Source organism: Streptomyces sp. 549 (assembly GCF_030124175.1).
Taxonomy (GTDB): domain Bacteria; phylum Actinomycetota; class Actinomycetes; order Streptomycetales; family Streptomycetaceae; genus Streptomyces.
In genome coordinates this window covers 63,260-77,752 of sequence record NZ_JASKMT010000016.1, presented here as the reverse complement: position 1 = coordinate 77,752, position 14,493 = coordinate 63,260, and the positions used below count along the sequence as shown (strand labels likewise).

Genomic DNA, 14,493 nt, shown 5'->3' with positions numbered 1-14,493 from the left:
GCGCCCCCCGGCCCGGTCAGGCGTGGGCTCGGCAGAACTCGCGGACGGCGCGGTTGAAGCGCTCCGGCGTCTCGAGGTTGCTGACGTGCCCCGCGCCGGGGAGCACCACAAGCTCTGTGTGCGCGATCGCGTCCTGGAACGCATGGGCGACGCTCAGAGGGGACCGCGCGTCGAACTCGCCCCACAGGAGCAGGGTCGGCACAGTGATCGCGGGCAGCAGGTCCCGTTGGTCGGCCTCGGCCATCATGAGGAGCTGCGCTCCCATCGTCTCCGGCCGCACGTCGTGGGCCATCGTGCCGAGCAACGGCACGAACGCGGCGGGAGGGTCACCGGCGAACAGCCCCGGCAGCGTCGGGTCGAACTTCTCCCGGGGTACCGCGAGCATGCGCTTGGCCCCTTCGGCGCGGGCCGCGACCTCCTCCGGTGGCAGCGAGCCCTTCCACCCGGCGTAGGTGTCGGCCAGGATCAGCGTCCTGACCAGCTCCGGACGGTGGCGGTACAGCTCCAGCGCGACCGTGCCGCCCCAGGAGAGCCCGGAGACGTGGGCCGGGCCGAGCCGCAGCGCCTCGATCACGGCGCCGAGGCAGTGCGCGAAGTCCACCAGGCCGAAGCCGGCCGGCAGGTCCGAGGAGCGTCCCGCGCCCGGCTCGTCCCAGGCCACCACGGTGAACTCGTCGGCCAGTCCCGCGAGCTGCGGCTGCCACATGCGGCCGTCCAGCCCTGCCCCGTGCACGAGGACCAGGGGCGGTCCGTGGCCCACGCGCGCGTAGGCGATCTGTACCCCGCCGCCGACCTGTACCCGGCCGACCTCCACCTCGCCGACCCGCACCGTGGCCATGACACCAGGCTAGGCGTGGCCGCGCGCGGTGTCGCGGCGTTGCGGCTCGGGCGGGCGCAGAGGTCACCGAACGCGGCCGGTTCGCCGAGGTGAGACGATCACGAAGGTGGTCTGGCTTCTCAGCCATGGAATCGTCCACGCGGACGCCGTTGAATCGGTGCCATGACCAACAACACCACTCTTGTTCTCGGTGCCACCGGCAAGACCGGCCGACGCGTCGCCGCCCGGCTGCGGCTGAACGGCACACGCGTACGCGCCGCCTCCCGGTCGAGCCGGACCCGCTTCGACTGGTCCGACCCGGGCTGCTGGGATTCCGCCCTGCGGGGCGTCACGGCGGTCTACGTCGTACCTCCGCCCGTGCCAGGACCGGTGCACGAGTTCGTGGCGCGGGCCGAGGCTGCCGGGGTGCGGCGCCTGGTCCTGCTCTCCGGGCACGGCGCCGACACCTGGGGCGGCTCGGCGTTCGGGCTGGACATGCGCTCGGCCGAGGACGCGGTGCGCGGTTCGGCGCTGGAGTGGACCGTGCTGCGGCCGTCGAACTTCGATCAGAACTTCGACGAGGACGTCTTCCACGCCCCGCTGCTCGCCGGTGAGCTGGCGCTGCCGGCCGGTGCCGTCCCCGAGCCGTTCGTCGACCTGGAGGACGTGGCCGACGTCGCGGCCACGGTGCTGGCCGAGCCTGGCCGGCACGCCGGGCGGACCTACGAGCTGACGGGTCCGCGCTCGCTGACCTTCGCCGAGGCCGTCGAGCTGATCTCCCGGGCGTCCGGGCGGCCCCTCGCCTACCGTGAGGTCTCCGCCGCCGAGTACGTCGCGGCACGCGTGGAGGCGGGTTGGAGCGAGGGCGACGCCCGGCACGTCGCTGACATGTTCGAGCTGATGGGGCGCGGGCTGCTCGCCGAGCCGGCGGACGGCGTCAGCACCGTGCTGGGGCGCCCGCCGCGGACCTTCGAGGAGTACGTCGTGCGGGCTGCGGCGGCGGGAGCCTGGCGGGGGTGAACCGCCAGCCCGTCTCAGCCCGTCTCAGCCCTTCGACGGGCCGTCGTCGGGGCCGTCCTTGCGCCGGAACTCCTCTTCCCACTCCTCCAGGGAGCGCTCGCCGGACTCGGGCGAGGAGGGCGGGGTGCCGGGGCGGTCCGTCGGGGCCGGTCCGTCGGTGGGCGTCGGGCCGCGGTCGTCCTTGATCGACTTGAGGAAGTCGGGGTTGTCGTCCGGTGCGATCCAGCGGCGCTCGGTGGCCCGGGTGGCGCCGTAGGGCGTGTTGCGGCGCGGGCGCCCCACCGCGAACCAGGCGATCGGGCCGATCAGCACTTGGCCGAACAGCAGCACGATGATGACCCAGACGACCTTGGGCAGCTTGCGTACGTCCTTCTCCGGAGTGTTGAGGCAGTCGATGAAGGCGTAGATCCACACCGCCAGCACCAGGAGGAACGGCAGAATCTTGAGCATGGGAACGCCCCCTGAGTACGTCCTGACCTGTGCCGGGCTGTCACGGGGAGCTGAACCAGCGGGCCCCGGTACAAGACCAGCCTAATGGGACGGCCGCCGTTACCGGCGTCCGGTGCGCCAAACGCCGCACCCGCCGAAGCCCCGCCCGCGTCCCGCCCCGGCTCCGGCAGCGTCCCGTCCGCCCCCGCCGACACCCCGGCGCCCTCCGCGCGGGCCTCCGGGCCGGCCTCCGGCCTCCCGCCGGTCGGGCGCCGGGGGCGTTGACGGATACTGGCAGGCATGGCATACGAGGATCTTCGCTCGCTGCTGCGGGCGCTTGAGCGCGACGGTGACCTGAAGCGCGTCAAGGCCGAGGTGGACCCCTACCTGGAAGTCGGCGAGATCGTCGACCGGGTCAACAAGGCCGGCGGCCCGGCGCTGCTCTTCGAGAACGTGAAGGGCTCGGCGATGCCGCTGGCGATGAACGTCTTCGGCACCGACCGCCGCCTGCTGAAGGCCCTGGGCCTGCCCTCCTACGAGGCGATCAGCGACCGGATCGGCGGTCTGCTGAAGCCGGAGCTGCCGCAGGGCTTCGTCGGGATGCGGGAGGCGTTCGGCAAGCTGGCCGGGATGACGCACGTGCCGCCGAAGAAGGTCAAGGACGCGCCCGTGCAGGAGGTGGTCCTCACCGGTGACGACGTGGACCTGGACCGGCTGCCCGCGCTGTTCACCTGGCCCGAGGACGGCGGCTCCTTCTTCAACCTGGGGCTGACCCACACCAAGCACCCGGACACCGGCATCCGCAACCTGGGGCTGTACCGCCTCCAGCGGCACGACAAGCGCACCATCGGCATGCACTGGCAGATCCACAAGGACGGCACCAACCACTACCAGGTGGCGGCCCGGCGCGGGGAGCGGCTGCCGGTGGCGATCGCGTTCGGCTGCCCGCCCGCCGTCACGTACGCCTCCACCGCGCCGCTGCCGGGCGACATCGACGAGTACCTCTTCGCCGGCTTCGTGCAGGGCAAGCGGGTCGAGATGGTCGACTGCAAGACCGTGCCGCTCCAGGTCCCGGCGAACGCCGAGGTGGTGATCGAGGGCTGGCTGGAGCCGGGCGAGATGCTGCCCGAGGGGCCGTTCGGCGACCACACCGGCTTCTACACGCCGCAGGAGGACTTCCCCGCGCTGCGCATCGACTGCGTCACCACGCGCCGCAGGCCGCTGCTGCAGTCGATCGTGGTCGGCCGGCCGCCGACCGAGGACGGGCCGCTGGGACGCGCCACCGAGCGGTTCTTCCTGCCGCTGCTCAAGATCATCGTCCCTGACATCGTGGACTACCACCTGCCCGAGGCGGGCGGCTTCCACAACTGCGCGATCATCTCGATCGACAAGCGCTACCCCAAGCACGCGCAGAAGGTCATGCACGCGATCTGGGGCGCGCACATGATGTCGCTGACCAAGCTGATCGTGGTGGTGGACGCCGACTGCGACGTGCACGACCTGCACGAGGTCGCCTGGCGGGCGCTGGGCAACACCGACTACGCCCGTGACCTGAGCGTCGTCGAAGGCCCGGTCGACCACCTGGACCACGCCTCCTACCAGCAGTTCTGGGGCGGCAAGGCGGGCATCGACGCCACCGCGAAGCTGCCCGGCGAGGGCTACACCCGCGACGGCGGCTGGCCGCAGATGGTCGAGTCCGACCCGGTGGTGGCCGAGCGGGTCACCAAGCGGTGGAAGGAGTACGGGCTGTGAGCAGTGCCCCGCCCGGCACCGGTACCGCGGGTGCCGCGCCGGGCACCGGGCCCGAGCGGTCCGGCCGGGCGAAGGCGTTCCTGCGGCTGGTGATGATCGAGCACTCGGTGTTCGCCCTGCCGTTCGCCTACATCGCCTCGCTCACCGCGATGTTCCAGGTCAGCGGGACGACGCACTGGTGGGAGCTGTTCCTCGTCACGGTGGCGATGGTGGGGCTGCGCACGTTCGCGATGGCCGCCAACCGGATCATCGACCGGGAGATAGACGCCCGCAACCCGCGTACCGCCGGGCGGGAGCTGGTGACCGGCGCGGTGTCGGTGCGCACGGCGTGGACGGGCGCGCTGGTGGCGCTGGCGGTGTTCCTGACCGCCGCCGCGCTGCTCAACCCGCTGTGCCTGATGCTGGCGCCCGTCGCCGTGGTGCCGATGGTGGTCTACCCGTACGGCAAGCGCTTCACGGACTTCCCGCACGCCATCCTGGGCCTCGCCCAGGCGATGGGTCCGATCGGGGCGTGGATCGCGGTCACCGGGGCCTGGTCGTGGGACGCGGTGCTGCTGGGCCTCGCGGTCGGCGTGTGGATCGGCGGCTTCGACCTGATCTTCGCCTGCCAGGACGTGGCCGCGGACCGGACGGAGGGCGTGCGTTCGGTGCCGGCCCGCTTCGGCGTCGCCGCCGCCCTGTACGGTGCGCGCGGCTGCCATGTGCTGACGACGGCCCTGCTCGCCTGGTACGCGCTGGCGACGGACGCCGGGCCGCTGCTGTGGGTGGGCCTGGGAATCGTCGCGGCGGCGTTCGTCTACGAGCACTCCCTGGTGCGGCCGGGCGACCTCAGCCGTCTCAACCGGGCGTTCTTCACCGTCAACGGCTTCATCGGCATCGCGCTGTTCCTGTGCGCGCTGGCGGACCTGGCGGTGCGCGGCCTGACCTGGTGAGGTGACGCGGCGCCACGGGTCAAGAAAGCTGAAAAAAGTACCCCGAAGCGGAATAAGTCGGGCAGGTCGGGCATAGCCTGAGGCCGTCCCCGACAGTCTCTGCGGAAGGGGGACGTCATGTCACTCCTCGACGTCACGGACACCGCCCTGGCGGGTCTCCGCGCGGACCTCACCGGCCAGGCGCTCACCCCGGGGGATACGGGGTACGACGAGGCCCGCACGATCTTCAACGCGATGATCGACCGGCGTCCGTCGGTCATCGCGCAGTGCGCGGACCCCCGGGACGTCGCCAGGGCGATCCGCTTCGGCCGGGACCAGGGCCTCACCATCGCCGTGCGCGGCGGCGGGCACAGCGTCGCCGGCATGTCGCTGACCGAGGGCGGCCTCGTCATCGACCTGCGGCGCATGAACGACGTGCGGGTCGACCCGGAGGCCCGCACCGCGCGGGTCGCCGGGGGAGCGGTGATGGGCGACCTGGACCGGGCCGCCCAGTCCCACGGCCTGGGCACCACCGGCGGCCGGGTGTCCACCACGGGTGTGGCCGGGTTCGCTCTGGGCGGCGGCTCGGGCTGGCTGGAGCGCCGGTTCGGCCTCGCCTGCGACAACCTGCTGTCGGCGGAGGTGGTCACCGCCGACGGAAGGCAGCTGACCGCGAACGCCGACAAGAACCCGGACCTGTTCTGGGCGCTGCACGGCGGCGGCGGCAACTTCGGCGTGGTGACCTCGCTGACGCTGGCCCTGCACCCGGTCGGCACGGTCACCGTGGCGCTGTTCCTGCTCCCGGTGGCGGCGGGCCCGGAAGTCGTGCAGGCCTACCGCGCGTTCATCGACGGCGCGCCGGACGAGGTCGGCGGCGGCGCGATCTACCTCACCGGACCGCCCGACCCCTTCGTGCCCGAGGACCTGGTGGGCAAGGTCGCCTGCGGGCTGCTCGTCACCTACCTGGGCGGCGAGCGCGACGCCCGCGAGGTGCTGGAGCCGCTGACCCGGGACGGCTTCGAGCCGTCGATGGTCGCCGAGATGCCCTACGCCGAGCTGCAGAGCATGCTGGACGACCCGCCCGGCATGCGGAACTACTGGTCGGCCGAGTACCTGGACGCACTTCCCGACAAGGCGGTGGAGCTGTACTGCGCCCGCGGGGCGGCCATCCCCAGCCCGACGGCCTCCCAGCACGCTCTGTTCCCGCAGGGCGGGGCGGTGGCACGCGGACCGGCCGACTTCCCCGTGCCGTGGCGGTCGGCGGCCTGGGTCGTGCACCCGTTCACGCTCTGGGAGGACCCCGCGGAGGACGACCACGCCCGCGCCTGGGCCCGGGGCGCGGTGGCCGAGATGCAGCCGTGGTCGAGCGGCGCCGTCTACCTGAACTTCATCGGGCAGGAGGGCCGCGACCGGGTCGTGGACGGCTTCGGTGAGGAGAACTACCGGCGCCTGGCGAAGATCAAGGCCCAGTACGACCCGGACAACACCTTCCGCCTCAACCACAACATCCGTCCCGACGTCTGAGCGCGAGCCACCTGCGGACGGCCTGCCCGCACGCTCCCGCCATCGGCCAGGCCCGGGGCACCCCGCACGCGCCCTGCTAGCGGTGACCTACAGTTAGCCATCCACGGAAGATAGTTCTTCGGAAGATGAGTGATGGCTGACCTGAAGCGGCTGTACCGGGAGCTGGTCTCGCTGGAGATCGAGCTGTGGAACGGCATCGAGGCGCGGTTGCGGGCCGAGCACGACCTGCCGCTGACCTCGTTCGAGGTGCTGCACCTGCTGCTGCGTCACCCCGGACCGAGAATCCAGGACATCGCGGAGGAGTTCTCCATCACGGTGGGCGGCACGAGCAAGGTGGTCGACCGACTGGAGGCGGCGGGCCTGTGTGCGCGGCGGGCCAACCCCCACGACCGCCGGTCCTCGATCGTGGAGCTGACGCCCGAGGGGCGGGAACTGGTGTCCGGTGCGGTGAAGGTCTTCGAGGAGGAGCTGGAACTGCGGATCGGGTCGGTGATTCCCGAGCACTCCGTGCGCGAGCTGTCGGAGGTCCTCGGGACGCTGCGGGCAGCCGGCCGAGCCCTGGACGCGGAGAGCAAGGCGGCCGGGCAGCCGCCGGTGCCGGGCATGCGGACGGCGAAGCAGCCCGGCCGACCGGCGTCGTGAGCGCCGGTCGGCGTGGTGCGCGTCAGACGGCGATTCCGTCGAAGGCGATGACCTTGCCGATGCGGCCGCGGACGAGCAGGTTGCCGGGCCCGCCGTTGCGTGCGGCGTACTCCTCGGCGCGGTCGGCGCCCACGTAGCGGCCGCCGAGGAGGCCGGTCCAGCGCAGCGTCTCGCGGGGGTCCTGGGAGATCTCGGCGCGTCCCTGCAGCAGACGAACGCGTAGGGCGGCCGGTCCAAGTCGACGCAGAGGGCGAACCGTCCGTCGCGCGTGAGGTTGCGGCCCGTGACGCCGTCCGCCTCCGTGGTGAACGCGACGTCGTCACCGTCGAGGAGGCACCAGACCGGCTGGGTTGGTCCTGGACGCTACTCGGGCTGCTCGCTTACCGCTCGGCGAAGAGTTCGGCGTATCAGTTCGTCCACGCCGTGCCGTGGTACGAGTCCATCGGCGGCGGCTCGCAGGCCCGTGTAGACGGTGCTCCAGATCATCAACTCCACCCACCTCGCGGGAACTGCCGAGTCGAGTGCCCCTTCACGCTGGCCTCGTTCGATCTCGGCGAGGATCAGCTCGTCGACCTCTCGTGCGATACCGGCGTCGGCCTCAGAAGGCGTGCCTTCGGTGGTGGTGAACAAGAAGCTCATCCGATCACCAGCGTGCACCATCGCGGTGATGATCCGTTGGATCACCTCGAACGCCGAGTCTGTGGCGGGGCCGGCATGATCGATCGCCGCTCGTAGCGTCGTCCACGAGTCGGTGATGAGCGCTGTGTGAAGGGCCTGACGGTCGGAGAAGTACCGGTGAACGGTTGCTCGCCCCACGCCGGCGGCGGCGGCGATGTCGCCAAGGCCGACGGTGGGATCGCGAGACCACTGCGCTGCTGCGGCATCGAGGATCGCCTGACGGGTCCGTGCACGTTGAGGGGAGAGGCCCATTGCGTGATGATACATCGACGTCTTATAGTGAGAAGTCATGTCTCATTCAAAGAAGATCTCTCCCGTTGTTGTCACCGGGGCCACTGGGGCGATCGGCCGCCTGGTCGTCGCAGGGCTGCTTGACGCCGGTCACTTAGCGCGCGGAATGTCGCGGCACCCGCAACGTGCCTCACTCCCTGATGGTGCGGATGTGGTCTTCGGCGACCTGGACGCCCCGTCCACATTGAGGCACGCATTCGACGGTGCCGCGCAACTCGTCCTGATCGCGGTCCCTGAGACCGTTGGGGCAGTCGTCTCTCGCGCAAAGCAGGCGGGCATCGGGCACGTGGTCGTGGTCTCCTCCGCCGCCGTGACGGCCGGCTACGACACCGAGTACAACGCCGTCGTCGAGCAGACCGTCATGGACTCGGGAGTGGATTGGAGCATCGTGCGTCCCGGTGAGTTCGCGACAAACTCACTCCTCATATGGGGACCATCGATCAAGGCAAATCGCCGAGCTGTGGAGCCCTTTCCTGATCAGGCCGGGCATCCCGTCCATGAAGCCGACATTGCCGACGTCGTCCTGGCCAACCTGCTTGACCCATGCCGCCGCGGACGGATCGACACGATCATCGGACCGGACAGTCTCACCAAACGCGAACAGGTTGCAGTGATCGCAGAAGCGATCGGAGAACAGATCACGCTCGATGAGGTCTCCGCCGAACAAGCCCGCGGCTTCTACCGAGCCCAAGGCGGCTTCGCGGCCGCGAACGCAGACTTTCTGTTCGGCTTCGAAAGCTACGACGGCGTCGAAGGCATCGCAGATGAACCCCATGACACGAGCGCCCCGGACGACGATGCCTACCTCACACTCGAGCAGATAACGGCAACTCCCGCTCGCACCTTCCGTCAATGGGCGCACGATCACGCCCCCGACTTCATCTGAGCGATGCTCACACAGGAGTGGCGGGGGGCATGCGCACTCCCAAAGGTCGCTTCCTCCCGATGTCTCATCCCGCAATCGGTACTTCATCCGGCTATACCGCGTGGCGTCACGAGATGGTGGCTTCGTCGGTGAGGCGGCGGGACATCAGGTCGGTCATAGCGAGGTGGATCACCGCTTCTCAGCGGGCGGGTTCAGGAGCGGCCAGCGCCCCGGACCGTTGCCAGTTCGCATCGACATCTCCGGACCGATTGATCACGAAGTGATACCCGAAACCGTCGACCATCGTCGCTCGCTCCCACGTGCAAAACCACAGGGCTCATCGGCTCTCGCCGTCGGTCGTGGCCAGCGGTGCCCACGTGTAACGCACGCGTACGCCGTGTTCCCGGAGCCAGACGGTCTCGCGGTGCCGGCAGCCGGACGAGGACTCGGGGGCGATGGCGGCGGGCCACCGGACGAGCACCGTGGCGACCGTGCCCGCCTCCGCCAGTTCCCGGACCCGCTGCCAGCCTTCGCGGCGGCGGGGGTCCGGCTCGCCGTACCTGTCGGTGACCACTTCGGTGATCGTCAGCCCGCGTTCCCGCGCGAACGCGTGGCCCTCCTCCCGGGCACGCCGAGCGGCCGGGGTGGGAACCAGCGAGCCACGATCGACGCACACGTACAGCACGGCCGCTGCGGCGGCCTCACCCTGGCGGATGCCTGCACTGCTCATCGCTCAGCCGGTGGGTTGGTGACGGGGCTGGCCGTGCTGACTGTGCTCAGAACGGGCGGCTTCCCGCATGAGTCGCAGCAGGCAGTAGCTGCGGAAGCGGTCGTCCTCCAGCGCACACAGCCGGGCCATCGCCGGTGGCGGGCCGGGGCGTGAGTTGCGGGCCGGGTTGGCCTCGGCGGCCGTCAGCGCTCCTGGCCGACCGGGAACGGGCAGCACGGACATGGTTTCCTCCCTTACAGGTCGAGGTGAGGGGGTGAGCCGCGCCCCGCGGGCGGGACGGGGGCACCGCGAGCGGGGCGCGGCGGTCAGGGGGCCGGGCGGCTGGTCCCGGCCGGGTCGGCCTCGTCCAGGGCGGCGTGCAGGAGGCCCGCGTCGACCCGGCGTCCGGTGTCTCGGCGCACCCAGTACGGGTACGGCGCGGCGGTGTGGGTGGTCGGCGGCAAGGTGAACTGGCCCTCACCGGTGCAACGAGCGGCCGGGTGCGACCAGCCGCGAGCGGCGGTTCCCGGCGGCACCAGCCAGCACAGGTACCGGTCGTGCGCGATCACCGGCCCGCAACCCCCGGGGCCGGTGTCGATGCGGTCCAGCAGAGCCTCGCCCACCGAGCCGGTCGCGGTGGTCACGATGTCGCACACCCGGCCCACCTCCACGGTGGCGGGCTGGTGCTGGACGACCGCGCGGAGCGCTCTGACCGCGCGTGCGAGGTCGGCCATGTCGGGCGCGGGGGCCGGGTGGGTCATCGGCCGGGCCCCGGCTGGTCGGCGGCAACGGTCAGGGTGCACCAGGTGCGGGAGCCGTCCGGGCTGACGCCCCAGGCGTCGCAGAGGCCCGCCACCAGCAGCAAGCCGCGGCCGCCTTCTTCCAGTTGGCCGACGGCTCGCGCGGAAGGCCGTGGCCTGCTTCCGGGGCCGCTGTCGATCTCGAAGCGCAGGTGCGTCGGAGTCAGGGTCATCCGCACTCCGATCTCGGCACCGGACCCGTGTTGGAAGGCGTTGGTCACCAACTCGGTGGCGATCAGTTCCGCGTCCGCTGACGCGTTCTCGCAGCGCCAGGATCGAAGGTGCGCCCTCACGATGCTGCGGATGCAGCCCGGCCAAGGCCTCTCCTTGTCGGTCATTCCTGGCCCTGTGCGCTCGGTGCGGGTCACCCGGAGGGCCAACCCAGGGAGCACCTCGGGCTGTCCGGGGTTGTCGTCAGCGCGTTTCCGGCCGGTGATGGGCGCAGAGAGGGGCATGGCTCAGTCCTCAGCAGGTTGATGGGGGGTGCGCACACCGAGGGGGCCCGCGAGGTACCAAAGGCCGGTTCTGCACTGCCTCATCCGCGTATGCGCTGGCCCTCCCACCGTCGTGCATGTGAGACTTAATGTGCAAGCACAGGGGCAATCTCACGAAAAATGGCAAATGCCAGATCACTGGCAGGGCTTGTTCACAGGGGCACAGCAGGTGGGACACTCAGGGACACGACCCACCCCGGCGGTGCGCACCCGTCACGACGAGCCCCCACATGCAGGAGAGGACGGCAAGTGGCAGCGAGGCGAGGCGCGACGTTCCGACGCCGGGAGCTGGGCAGAGAGCTGCGCAGGCTCCGGGAGGGCAAGGGACTGACGCTCCAGGAAGTGTCCGACCGGCTGGGGTTCTCGCACACCAAACTGGCGCGGGTCGAAAGCGGCGACAACGACCTGCCGCGCGTGGGAGACCTCGACGACCTGATGACCCTGTACGAGCTGGACGACCGCGAAGACCGGGACACCCTGCTCCAACTCCACCGCGAGTCACTCAGCAAGGACCCGTGGACGCCCTACAAGCAGTACATGCCCTCCCGGATGCCCACCTACCGAGGGCTGGAGGAAGCCGCCAGCGAGATCCGCGCCTTCCAACCCGACGTGGTCTTCGGCCTCCTGCAGACGGAGAGCTACACCCGCGCCATGTTCCTGCTGGCGAAGCCGGTCGACGAGACCACCAGCGAGTTCGTCGAGACCAACACCAGACTGCGCATGGAGCGCAAGGAGTTGATCACCCGGTCGGACAAGCCGCTGGTGCTGAGGGCCGTCCTGGACGAGGCCGCAGTGCGCCGCATGGTCGCCGGTCCCGAGGTGATGCGCGGGCAGTACCAGGAGATCGTCGAGCTGTCCCGCCTCGACAACGTCACGGTGCAGATCCTGCCGAACGAGGTGGTGACCTACCGCGCGCAGAGCAACTTCAGCATCCTCGAGTTCCCTGACGAACTGGAACCGGTCGTCCAGATGGACCTGCCGAGCACCATCAGCGTCACCGATGCACGGCGCGAGGTCTCCAAGGCCATGCGCCGGTTTGACGCCATGCGCGAGAGCGCGCTGGCCCCGGCTGCCACAGCCGATTTCCTGCACCGACTCACACAAGGGTGGAAGACGCCATCACTACTCATCTGACGGCCCTCGACGTGGCCGAAGAAGCAGCCTGGTACAAGTCCTCCTACAGCAACGACCAGGGCGGGTCGTGTGTCGAGATCGCGCCTCTGACCGGCGAAGTGGGCATCCGCGACTCCAAGGACAGGACCGGCCCGGCGCTGGTCGTGCCGGCAGCCGCCTGGTCCGCGTTCGTTGCCCGCATCCAGGAGGGCCACGCGACCAGCTGAACCCAACAGCGCGTGAAGCGACCCTCCTCAGGAACGATGAGGGGGTCGTTTCACGCGGTCGTCGCACGCCATGCGCCATCGGCCACCCCAGCCCGCCGCCCCATCGCCGAGCGCGCACGACCGTCAGCGCGGGGTGGACGGCCCCCCGGGCCGTTCCCGCTCAGCTCCAGGGGCTGGGGCCGATGCCGCCGGGTGGCACCTTCGCCGGGCGGGCGGTGGGGGAGCGGCGCAGCCAGAACGCGGCCAGTACGCCGCCGATCAGCCCGAACAGGTGGCCCTGCCAGGACACACCGGCGGTGGTGGGCAGCACGCCCCACAGGATCGAGCCGTAGAGCAGCAGCACGGTGATGCCCACGGTGATGTCGAGCGCGTCGCGTTCGACGAAGCCGCGCACCAGCAGGTAGCCGAAGAGGCCGAAGACCACACCGGAGGCGCCGGCGGTGTTGGAGCCGTCGGGCGCGGTGAGCCAGACGCCGAGCCCGCTCACCACGATGATCAGCAGCACCACGCCCACGAACCGGGTGAGCCCGCGCACCGCCGCCAGGAAGCCGAATATCAGCAGCGGCACCGAGTTGGCCATCAGGTGGTTCCAGCCGAAGTGCAGGAACGCGGCCGGGAAGATGTCCATGACCTCGTCGAGGTCGCGGGGTCGGATGCCGTACTCCTGCACGATGGGCCCGTTGGTGCCGTCGATCGCCTCCAGCAGCCACAGCAGCGCCACCCAGGCCAGCATGAAGGTGCCGGCGGCCATCGCTCTGGACCGCCGGGTGGGCCCGGGTGATCCCTGTGCTCCGTACGCCATCGCCGACCCCCCGGGTCTCGTACGTTCTGCCGTCCCTACAGGGTAGGTGCTGTCCTCCGGTCAACGTTCACAGGCGGTTGGAGAGTTCCGGATCACGTACCGACACGTAGGCCAGCGCGGCCAGCAGGTCGTCCGGGCTGAGCTTGCCCGCGCCGGTGGGGGCGGCCACCGAGACGGCCTCCCCGGCGGCGAAGGTGAGCTGGAGCGGCAGCCGCCCGGTGCGGCCGTCGTCGAACTGGCCGACGTCCACGGTCAGGGTGGACAGCGTCTCGTGCCGGATGGCCAGGTCCATCTCGACCGTGCGGTCCGGCGCGCGCTCCAGCACCGACAGGTCCAGGTCGCCGAGCTGGGCCCGGACCGGTTGCAGCGCGGCGGCGAGCTGCCGGCCGACCTCGCGGGCCGGCAGCCGCAGCGTGACGTGTTCGGCGCCGTCGTGGTGGCCCGCCGCCCGGAACGTGGCGTGCCGGCCGAGCGCGTCCTCCACGGCCGTCACCAGCCGCTGCTGGAGGGTGGCGCTGCGCAGCACGGCGGTGGAGTCCGCCGCCCGGTCGGTGCCCGCGCCGGCCCGGCCGCCGAGTGCCTCGCTGAACTCGCCGAACTCGTTGGGGTTGACGCGCACCCAGTCGCCGCTGAGCGCGGACTTCGCGGTGGCGAGGGAGGGCGGCAGCGTCGCGGTGAGGCGGTCGAGGTCGGCGACCCGGCCCAGCAGCGAGCCGCGTTCGCCCAGTTCCTGGGCGAGGGCGGCCGGGTTGGTGCGCAGGTACAGCTTCTTGTCGACGGACTTGAGGCCGAACACGTCGAGACCGCCGAAGTTCACCGCGGCGGCGCTGTCGGCCCGGTCGGAGTCGGTGAGTTCGCGCAGAGGCTTGTCCGCGCTGACCGACACGGCCAGTTCCAGGTCCGCGAGCAGCTGCGCGTTCTCCCGGGCGCGCGGGCCGCGGCCGGTGCCGCGGCCCTCCTGGAGGTAGCGGTGGATCTGCTCGGGCGTGGCGTCGAGGCGGGCCGTCATCGACACCGACTGGCGCGCGCCGAGCTTGTCCACGGCGTGCTTGACCTTCCACGCGGTGGACACCTGCTCGGCGGCGCTGCACGCGACCGTGCCGCCGGCCAGCAGCGCGGTGGCGCACAGCAGGGCGGCCGACCGGCGCCAGACGCCCACCCGGCGGGCCGCGGACGACCGGGGACGGGTGAACGCCCGTCGGGCCGCGGACCTGCGGGGACCGGCGGACGGACGGCGGCTGGTGGACGAAGGGGGACTGGTGGCCTGCCGGCCGGGGGCGGACGGCCGGCGGAGGGCGCTGCGGCGGTGTGAGCTGATGGCGGGCTCCCGGGCGTGCGAGCGGTCCCGCTGCGGGACCGCTCTCCATTGTGCGGCTTCCCGCGTGGCGCGGTGCCCCCGGGGAGGCCCCGACGTGGCGC

The 14,493-nt window shown here is 71.1% G+C and carries 17 protein-coding genes and 1 pseudogene; 8 read left to right on the top strand and 10 right to left on the bottom strand.

The genetic code is table 11. From position 1 onward, the window contains the following. Window positions 1–16: 16 nt before the first annotated feature. Window positions 17–838 (bottom strand): alpha/beta fold hydrolase, encoded by an 822-nt coding sequence (locus QNO07_RS18355; protein ID WP_283993226.1) that lies wholly within the window; start codon window positions 836–838, stop codon window positions 17–19. Between the two features lie 162 nt (window positions 839–1,000). Between QNO07_RS18355 and QNO07_RS18350 the strand changes: the two genes are divergently transcribed. Then, on the top strand, window positions 1,001–1,837 hold the full coding sequence (locus QNO07_RS18350; protein WP_283993225.1) for an NAD(P)H-binding protein: 837 nt from the start codon (window positions 1,001–1,003) through the stop codon (window positions 1,835–1,837). A 24-nt stretch (window positions 1,838–1,861) separates the two neighbouring features. Here QNO07_RS18350 and QNO07_RS18345 read toward each other — a convergent pair whose 3' ends face one another. Further along, a complete protein-coding gene (locus tag QNO07_RS18345; RefSeq protein ID WP_283993224.1) occupies window positions 1,862–2,287 on the bottom strand; it encodes a PLD nuclease N-terminal domain-containing protein in 426 nt (141 codons plus the stop codon). Between the two features lie 279 nt (window positions 2,288–2,566). Here QNO07_RS18345 and QNO07_RS18340 point away from each other — a divergent pair, with 279 nt between their 5' ends. The 4 genes from QNO07_RS18340 to QNO07_RS18325 all read left to right on the top strand — a co-directional run bounded on the left by QNO07_RS18340 (window position 2,567) and on the right by QNO07_RS18325 (window position 7,095). Continuing rightward, complete coding sequence (locus QNO07_RS18340) at window positions 2,567–4,018, top strand: menaquinone biosynthesis decarboxylase (RefSeq protein WP_283993222.1); 1,452 nt, start codon at window positions 2,567–2,569, stop codon at window positions 4,016–4,018. After that, complete coding sequence (gene mqnP / locus QNO07_RS18335) at window positions 4,015–4,950, top strand: menaquinone biosynthesis prenyltransferase MqnP (protein ID WP_283993221.1); 936 nt, start codon at window positions 4,015–4,017, stop codon at window positions 4,948–4,950. Before QNO07_RS18340 ends, mqnP begins: the two co-directional genes overlap by 4 nt. A 117-nt stretch (window positions 4,951–5,067) precedes the next feature. Then, window positions 5,068–6,453: an FAD-binding oxidoreductase gene (locus QNO07_RS18330; protein ID WP_283993220.1), complete on the top strand. Its 1,386-nt coding sequence runs from the start codon at window positions 5,068–5,070 to the stop codon at window positions 6,451–6,453. Between the two features lie 132 nt (window positions 6,454–6,585). Beyond that, window positions 6,586–7,095: a MarR family winged helix-turn-helix transcriptional regulator gene (locus QNO07_RS18325; RefSeq protein ID WP_283993217.1), complete on the top strand. Its 510-nt coding sequence runs from the start codon at window positions 6,586–6,588 to the stop codon at window positions 7,093–7,095. A 22-nt stretch (window positions 7,096–7,117) separates the two neighbouring features. Here QNO07_RS18325 and QNO07_RS18320 read toward each other — a convergent pair. After that, window positions 7,118–7,440, bottom strand: a pseudogene (locus tag QNO07_RS18320) (pyridoxamine 5'-phosphate oxidase family protein); the annotation flags it as partial. An 18-nt stretch (window positions 7,441–7,458) separates the two neighbouring features. Then, window positions 7,459–8,040 carry a TetR/AcrR family transcriptional regulator gene (locus QNO07_RS18315; RefSeq protein ID WP_283993215.1) on the bottom strand — a complete coding sequence of 194 codons (582 nt, stop codon included), beginning with the start codon at window positions 8,038–8,040 and terminating at the stop codon, window positions 7,459–7,461. 22 nt (window positions 8,041–8,062) lie between these two features. Here QNO07_RS18315 and QNO07_RS18310 point away from each other — a divergent pair, with 22 nt between their 5' ends. Further along, entirely contained in the window at window positions 8,063–8,950 is an 888-nt protein-coding gene (locus tag QNO07_RS18310; protein WP_283993213.1) for an SDR family oxidoreductase, read from the top strand. A gap of 316 nt (window positions 8,951–9,266) precedes the next feature. On the opposite strand, the gene QNO07_RS18305 is transcribed toward QNO07_RS18310, so the two are convergent. The 4 genes from QNO07_RS18305 to QNO07_RS18290 all read right to left on the bottom strand — a co-directional run bounded on the left by QNO07_RS18305 (window position 9,267) and on the right by QNO07_RS18290 (window position 10,776). Continuing rightward, window positions 9,267–9,659 carry a hypothetical protein gene (locus QNO07_RS18305; RefSeq protein ID WP_283993212.1) on the bottom strand — a complete coding sequence of 131 codons (393 nt, stop codon included), beginning with the start codon at window positions 9,657–9,659 and terminating at the stop codon, window positions 9,267–9,269. A gap of 3 nt (window positions 9,660–9,662) precedes the next feature. Next, entirely contained in the window at window positions 9,663–9,881 is a 219-nt protein-coding gene (locus QNO07_RS18300) for a hypothetical protein (RefSeq protein WP_283993210.1), read from the bottom strand. A gap of 83 nt (window positions 9,882–9,964) precedes the next feature. Then, window positions 9,965–10,399: a hypothetical protein gene (locus QNO07_RS18295; protein WP_283993208.1), complete on the bottom strand. Its 435-nt coding sequence runs from the start codon at window positions 10,397–10,399 to the stop codon at window positions 9,965–9,967. Further along, window positions 10,396–10,776: an ATP-binding protein gene (locus QNO07_RS18290; RefSeq protein WP_283993206.1), complete on the bottom strand. Its 381-nt coding sequence runs from the start codon at window positions 10,774–10,776 to the stop codon at window positions 10,396–10,398. Before QNO07_RS18290 ends, QNO07_RS18295 begins: the two co-directional genes overlap by 4 nt. A gap of 405 nt (window positions 10,777–11,181) precedes the next feature. On the opposite strand from QNO07_RS18290, the gene QNO07_RS18285 reads away from it, so the two are divergent. Both QNO07_RS18285 and QNO07_RS18280 read left to right on the top strand, forming a co-directional pair. Further along, window positions 11,182–12,066: a helix-turn-helix domain-containing protein gene (locus QNO07_RS18285; protein WP_283993204.1), complete on the top strand. Its 885-nt coding sequence runs from the start codon at window positions 11,182–11,184 to the stop codon at window positions 12,064–12,066. Further along, on the top strand, window positions 12,039–12,272 hold the full coding sequence (locus QNO07_RS18280) for a DUF397 domain-containing protein (RefSeq protein ID WP_283993203.1): 234 nt from the start codon (window positions 12,039–12,041) through the stop codon (window positions 12,270–12,272). The genes QNO07_RS18285 and QNO07_RS18280 overlap by 28 nt, the downstream gene beginning before the upstream one ends. A gap of 160 nt (window positions 12,273–12,432) precedes the next feature. Here the strand turns inward: QNO07_RS18280 and QNO07_RS18275 are convergent, their stop codons facing one another. Continuing rightward, complete coding sequence (locus QNO07_RS18275; RefSeq protein WP_502961878.1) at window positions 12,433–13,074, bottom strand: rhomboid family protein; 642 nt, start codon at window positions 13,072–13,074, stop codon at window positions 12,433–12,435. Window positions 13,075–13,141: 67 nt separating this feature from the next. Next, window positions 13,142–14,233 (bottom strand): hypothetical protein, encoded by a 1,092-nt coding sequence (locus tag QNO07_RS18270; RefSeq protein WP_283993201.1) that lies wholly within the window; start codon window positions 14,231–14,233, stop codon window positions 13,142–13,144. Between the last annotated feature and the right edge of the window lie 260 nt (window positions 14,234–14,493).

Excerpts from the sequence above, each read along its gene's own strand:
- QNO07_RS18300 (WP_283993210.1), bottom strand. The coding sequence starts at position 9,881 with ATGTCCGTGCTGCCCGTTCCCGGTCGGCCAGGAGCGCTGACGGCCGCC.
- QNO07_RS18315 (WP_283993215.1), bottom strand. The coding sequence starts at position 8,040 with ATGTATCATCACGCAATGGGCCTCTCCCCTCAACGTGCACGGACCCGT.
- QNO07_RS18310 (WP_283993213.1), top strand. The coding sequence starts at position 8,063 with ATGTCTCATTCAAAGAAGATCTCTCCCGTTGTTGTCACCGGGGCCACT.
- QNO07_RS18295 (WP_283993208.1), bottom strand. The coding sequence starts at position 10,399 with ATGACCCACCCGGCCCCCGCGCCCGACATGGCCGACCTCGCACGCGCG.
- QNO07_RS18345 (WP_283993224.1), bottom strand. The coding sequence starts at position 2,287 with ATGCTCAAGATTCTGCCGTTCCTCCTGGTGCTGGCGGTGTGGATCTAC.
- QNO07_RS18340 (WP_283993222.1), top strand. The coding sequence starts at position 2,567 with ATGGCATACGAGGATCTTCGCTCGCTGCTGCGGGCGCTTGAGCGCGAC.
- QNO07_RS18355 (WP_283993226.1), bottom strand. The coding sequence starts at position 838 with ATGGCCACGGTGCGGGTCGGCGAGGTGGAGGTCGGCCGGGTACAGGTC.
- QNO07_RS18325 (WP_283993217.1), top strand. The coding sequence starts at position 6,586 with ATGGCTGACCTGAAGCGGCTGTACCGGGAGCTGGTCTCGCTGGAGATC.
- QNO07_RS18290 (WP_283993206.1), bottom strand. The coding sequence starts at position 10,776 with ATGACCGACAAGGAGAGGCCTTGGCCGGGCTGCATCCGCAGCATCGTG.
- QNO07_RS18275 (WP_502961878.1), bottom strand. The coding sequence starts at position 13,074 with ATGGCGTACGGAGCACAGGGATCACCCGGGCCCACCCGGCGGTCCAGA.
- QNO07_RS18350 (WP_283993225.1), top strand. The coding sequence starts at position 1,001 with ATGACCAACAACACCACTCTTGTTCTCGGTGCCACCGGCAAGACCGGC.
- QNO07_RS18330 (WP_283993220.1), top strand. The coding sequence starts at position 5,068 with ATGTCACTCCTCGACGTCACGGACACCGCCCTGGCGGGTCTCCGCGCG.
- QNO07_RS18305 (WP_283993212.1), bottom strand. The coding sequence starts at position 9,659 with ATGAGCAGTGCAGGCATCCGCCAGGGTGAGGCCGCCGCAGCGGCCGTG.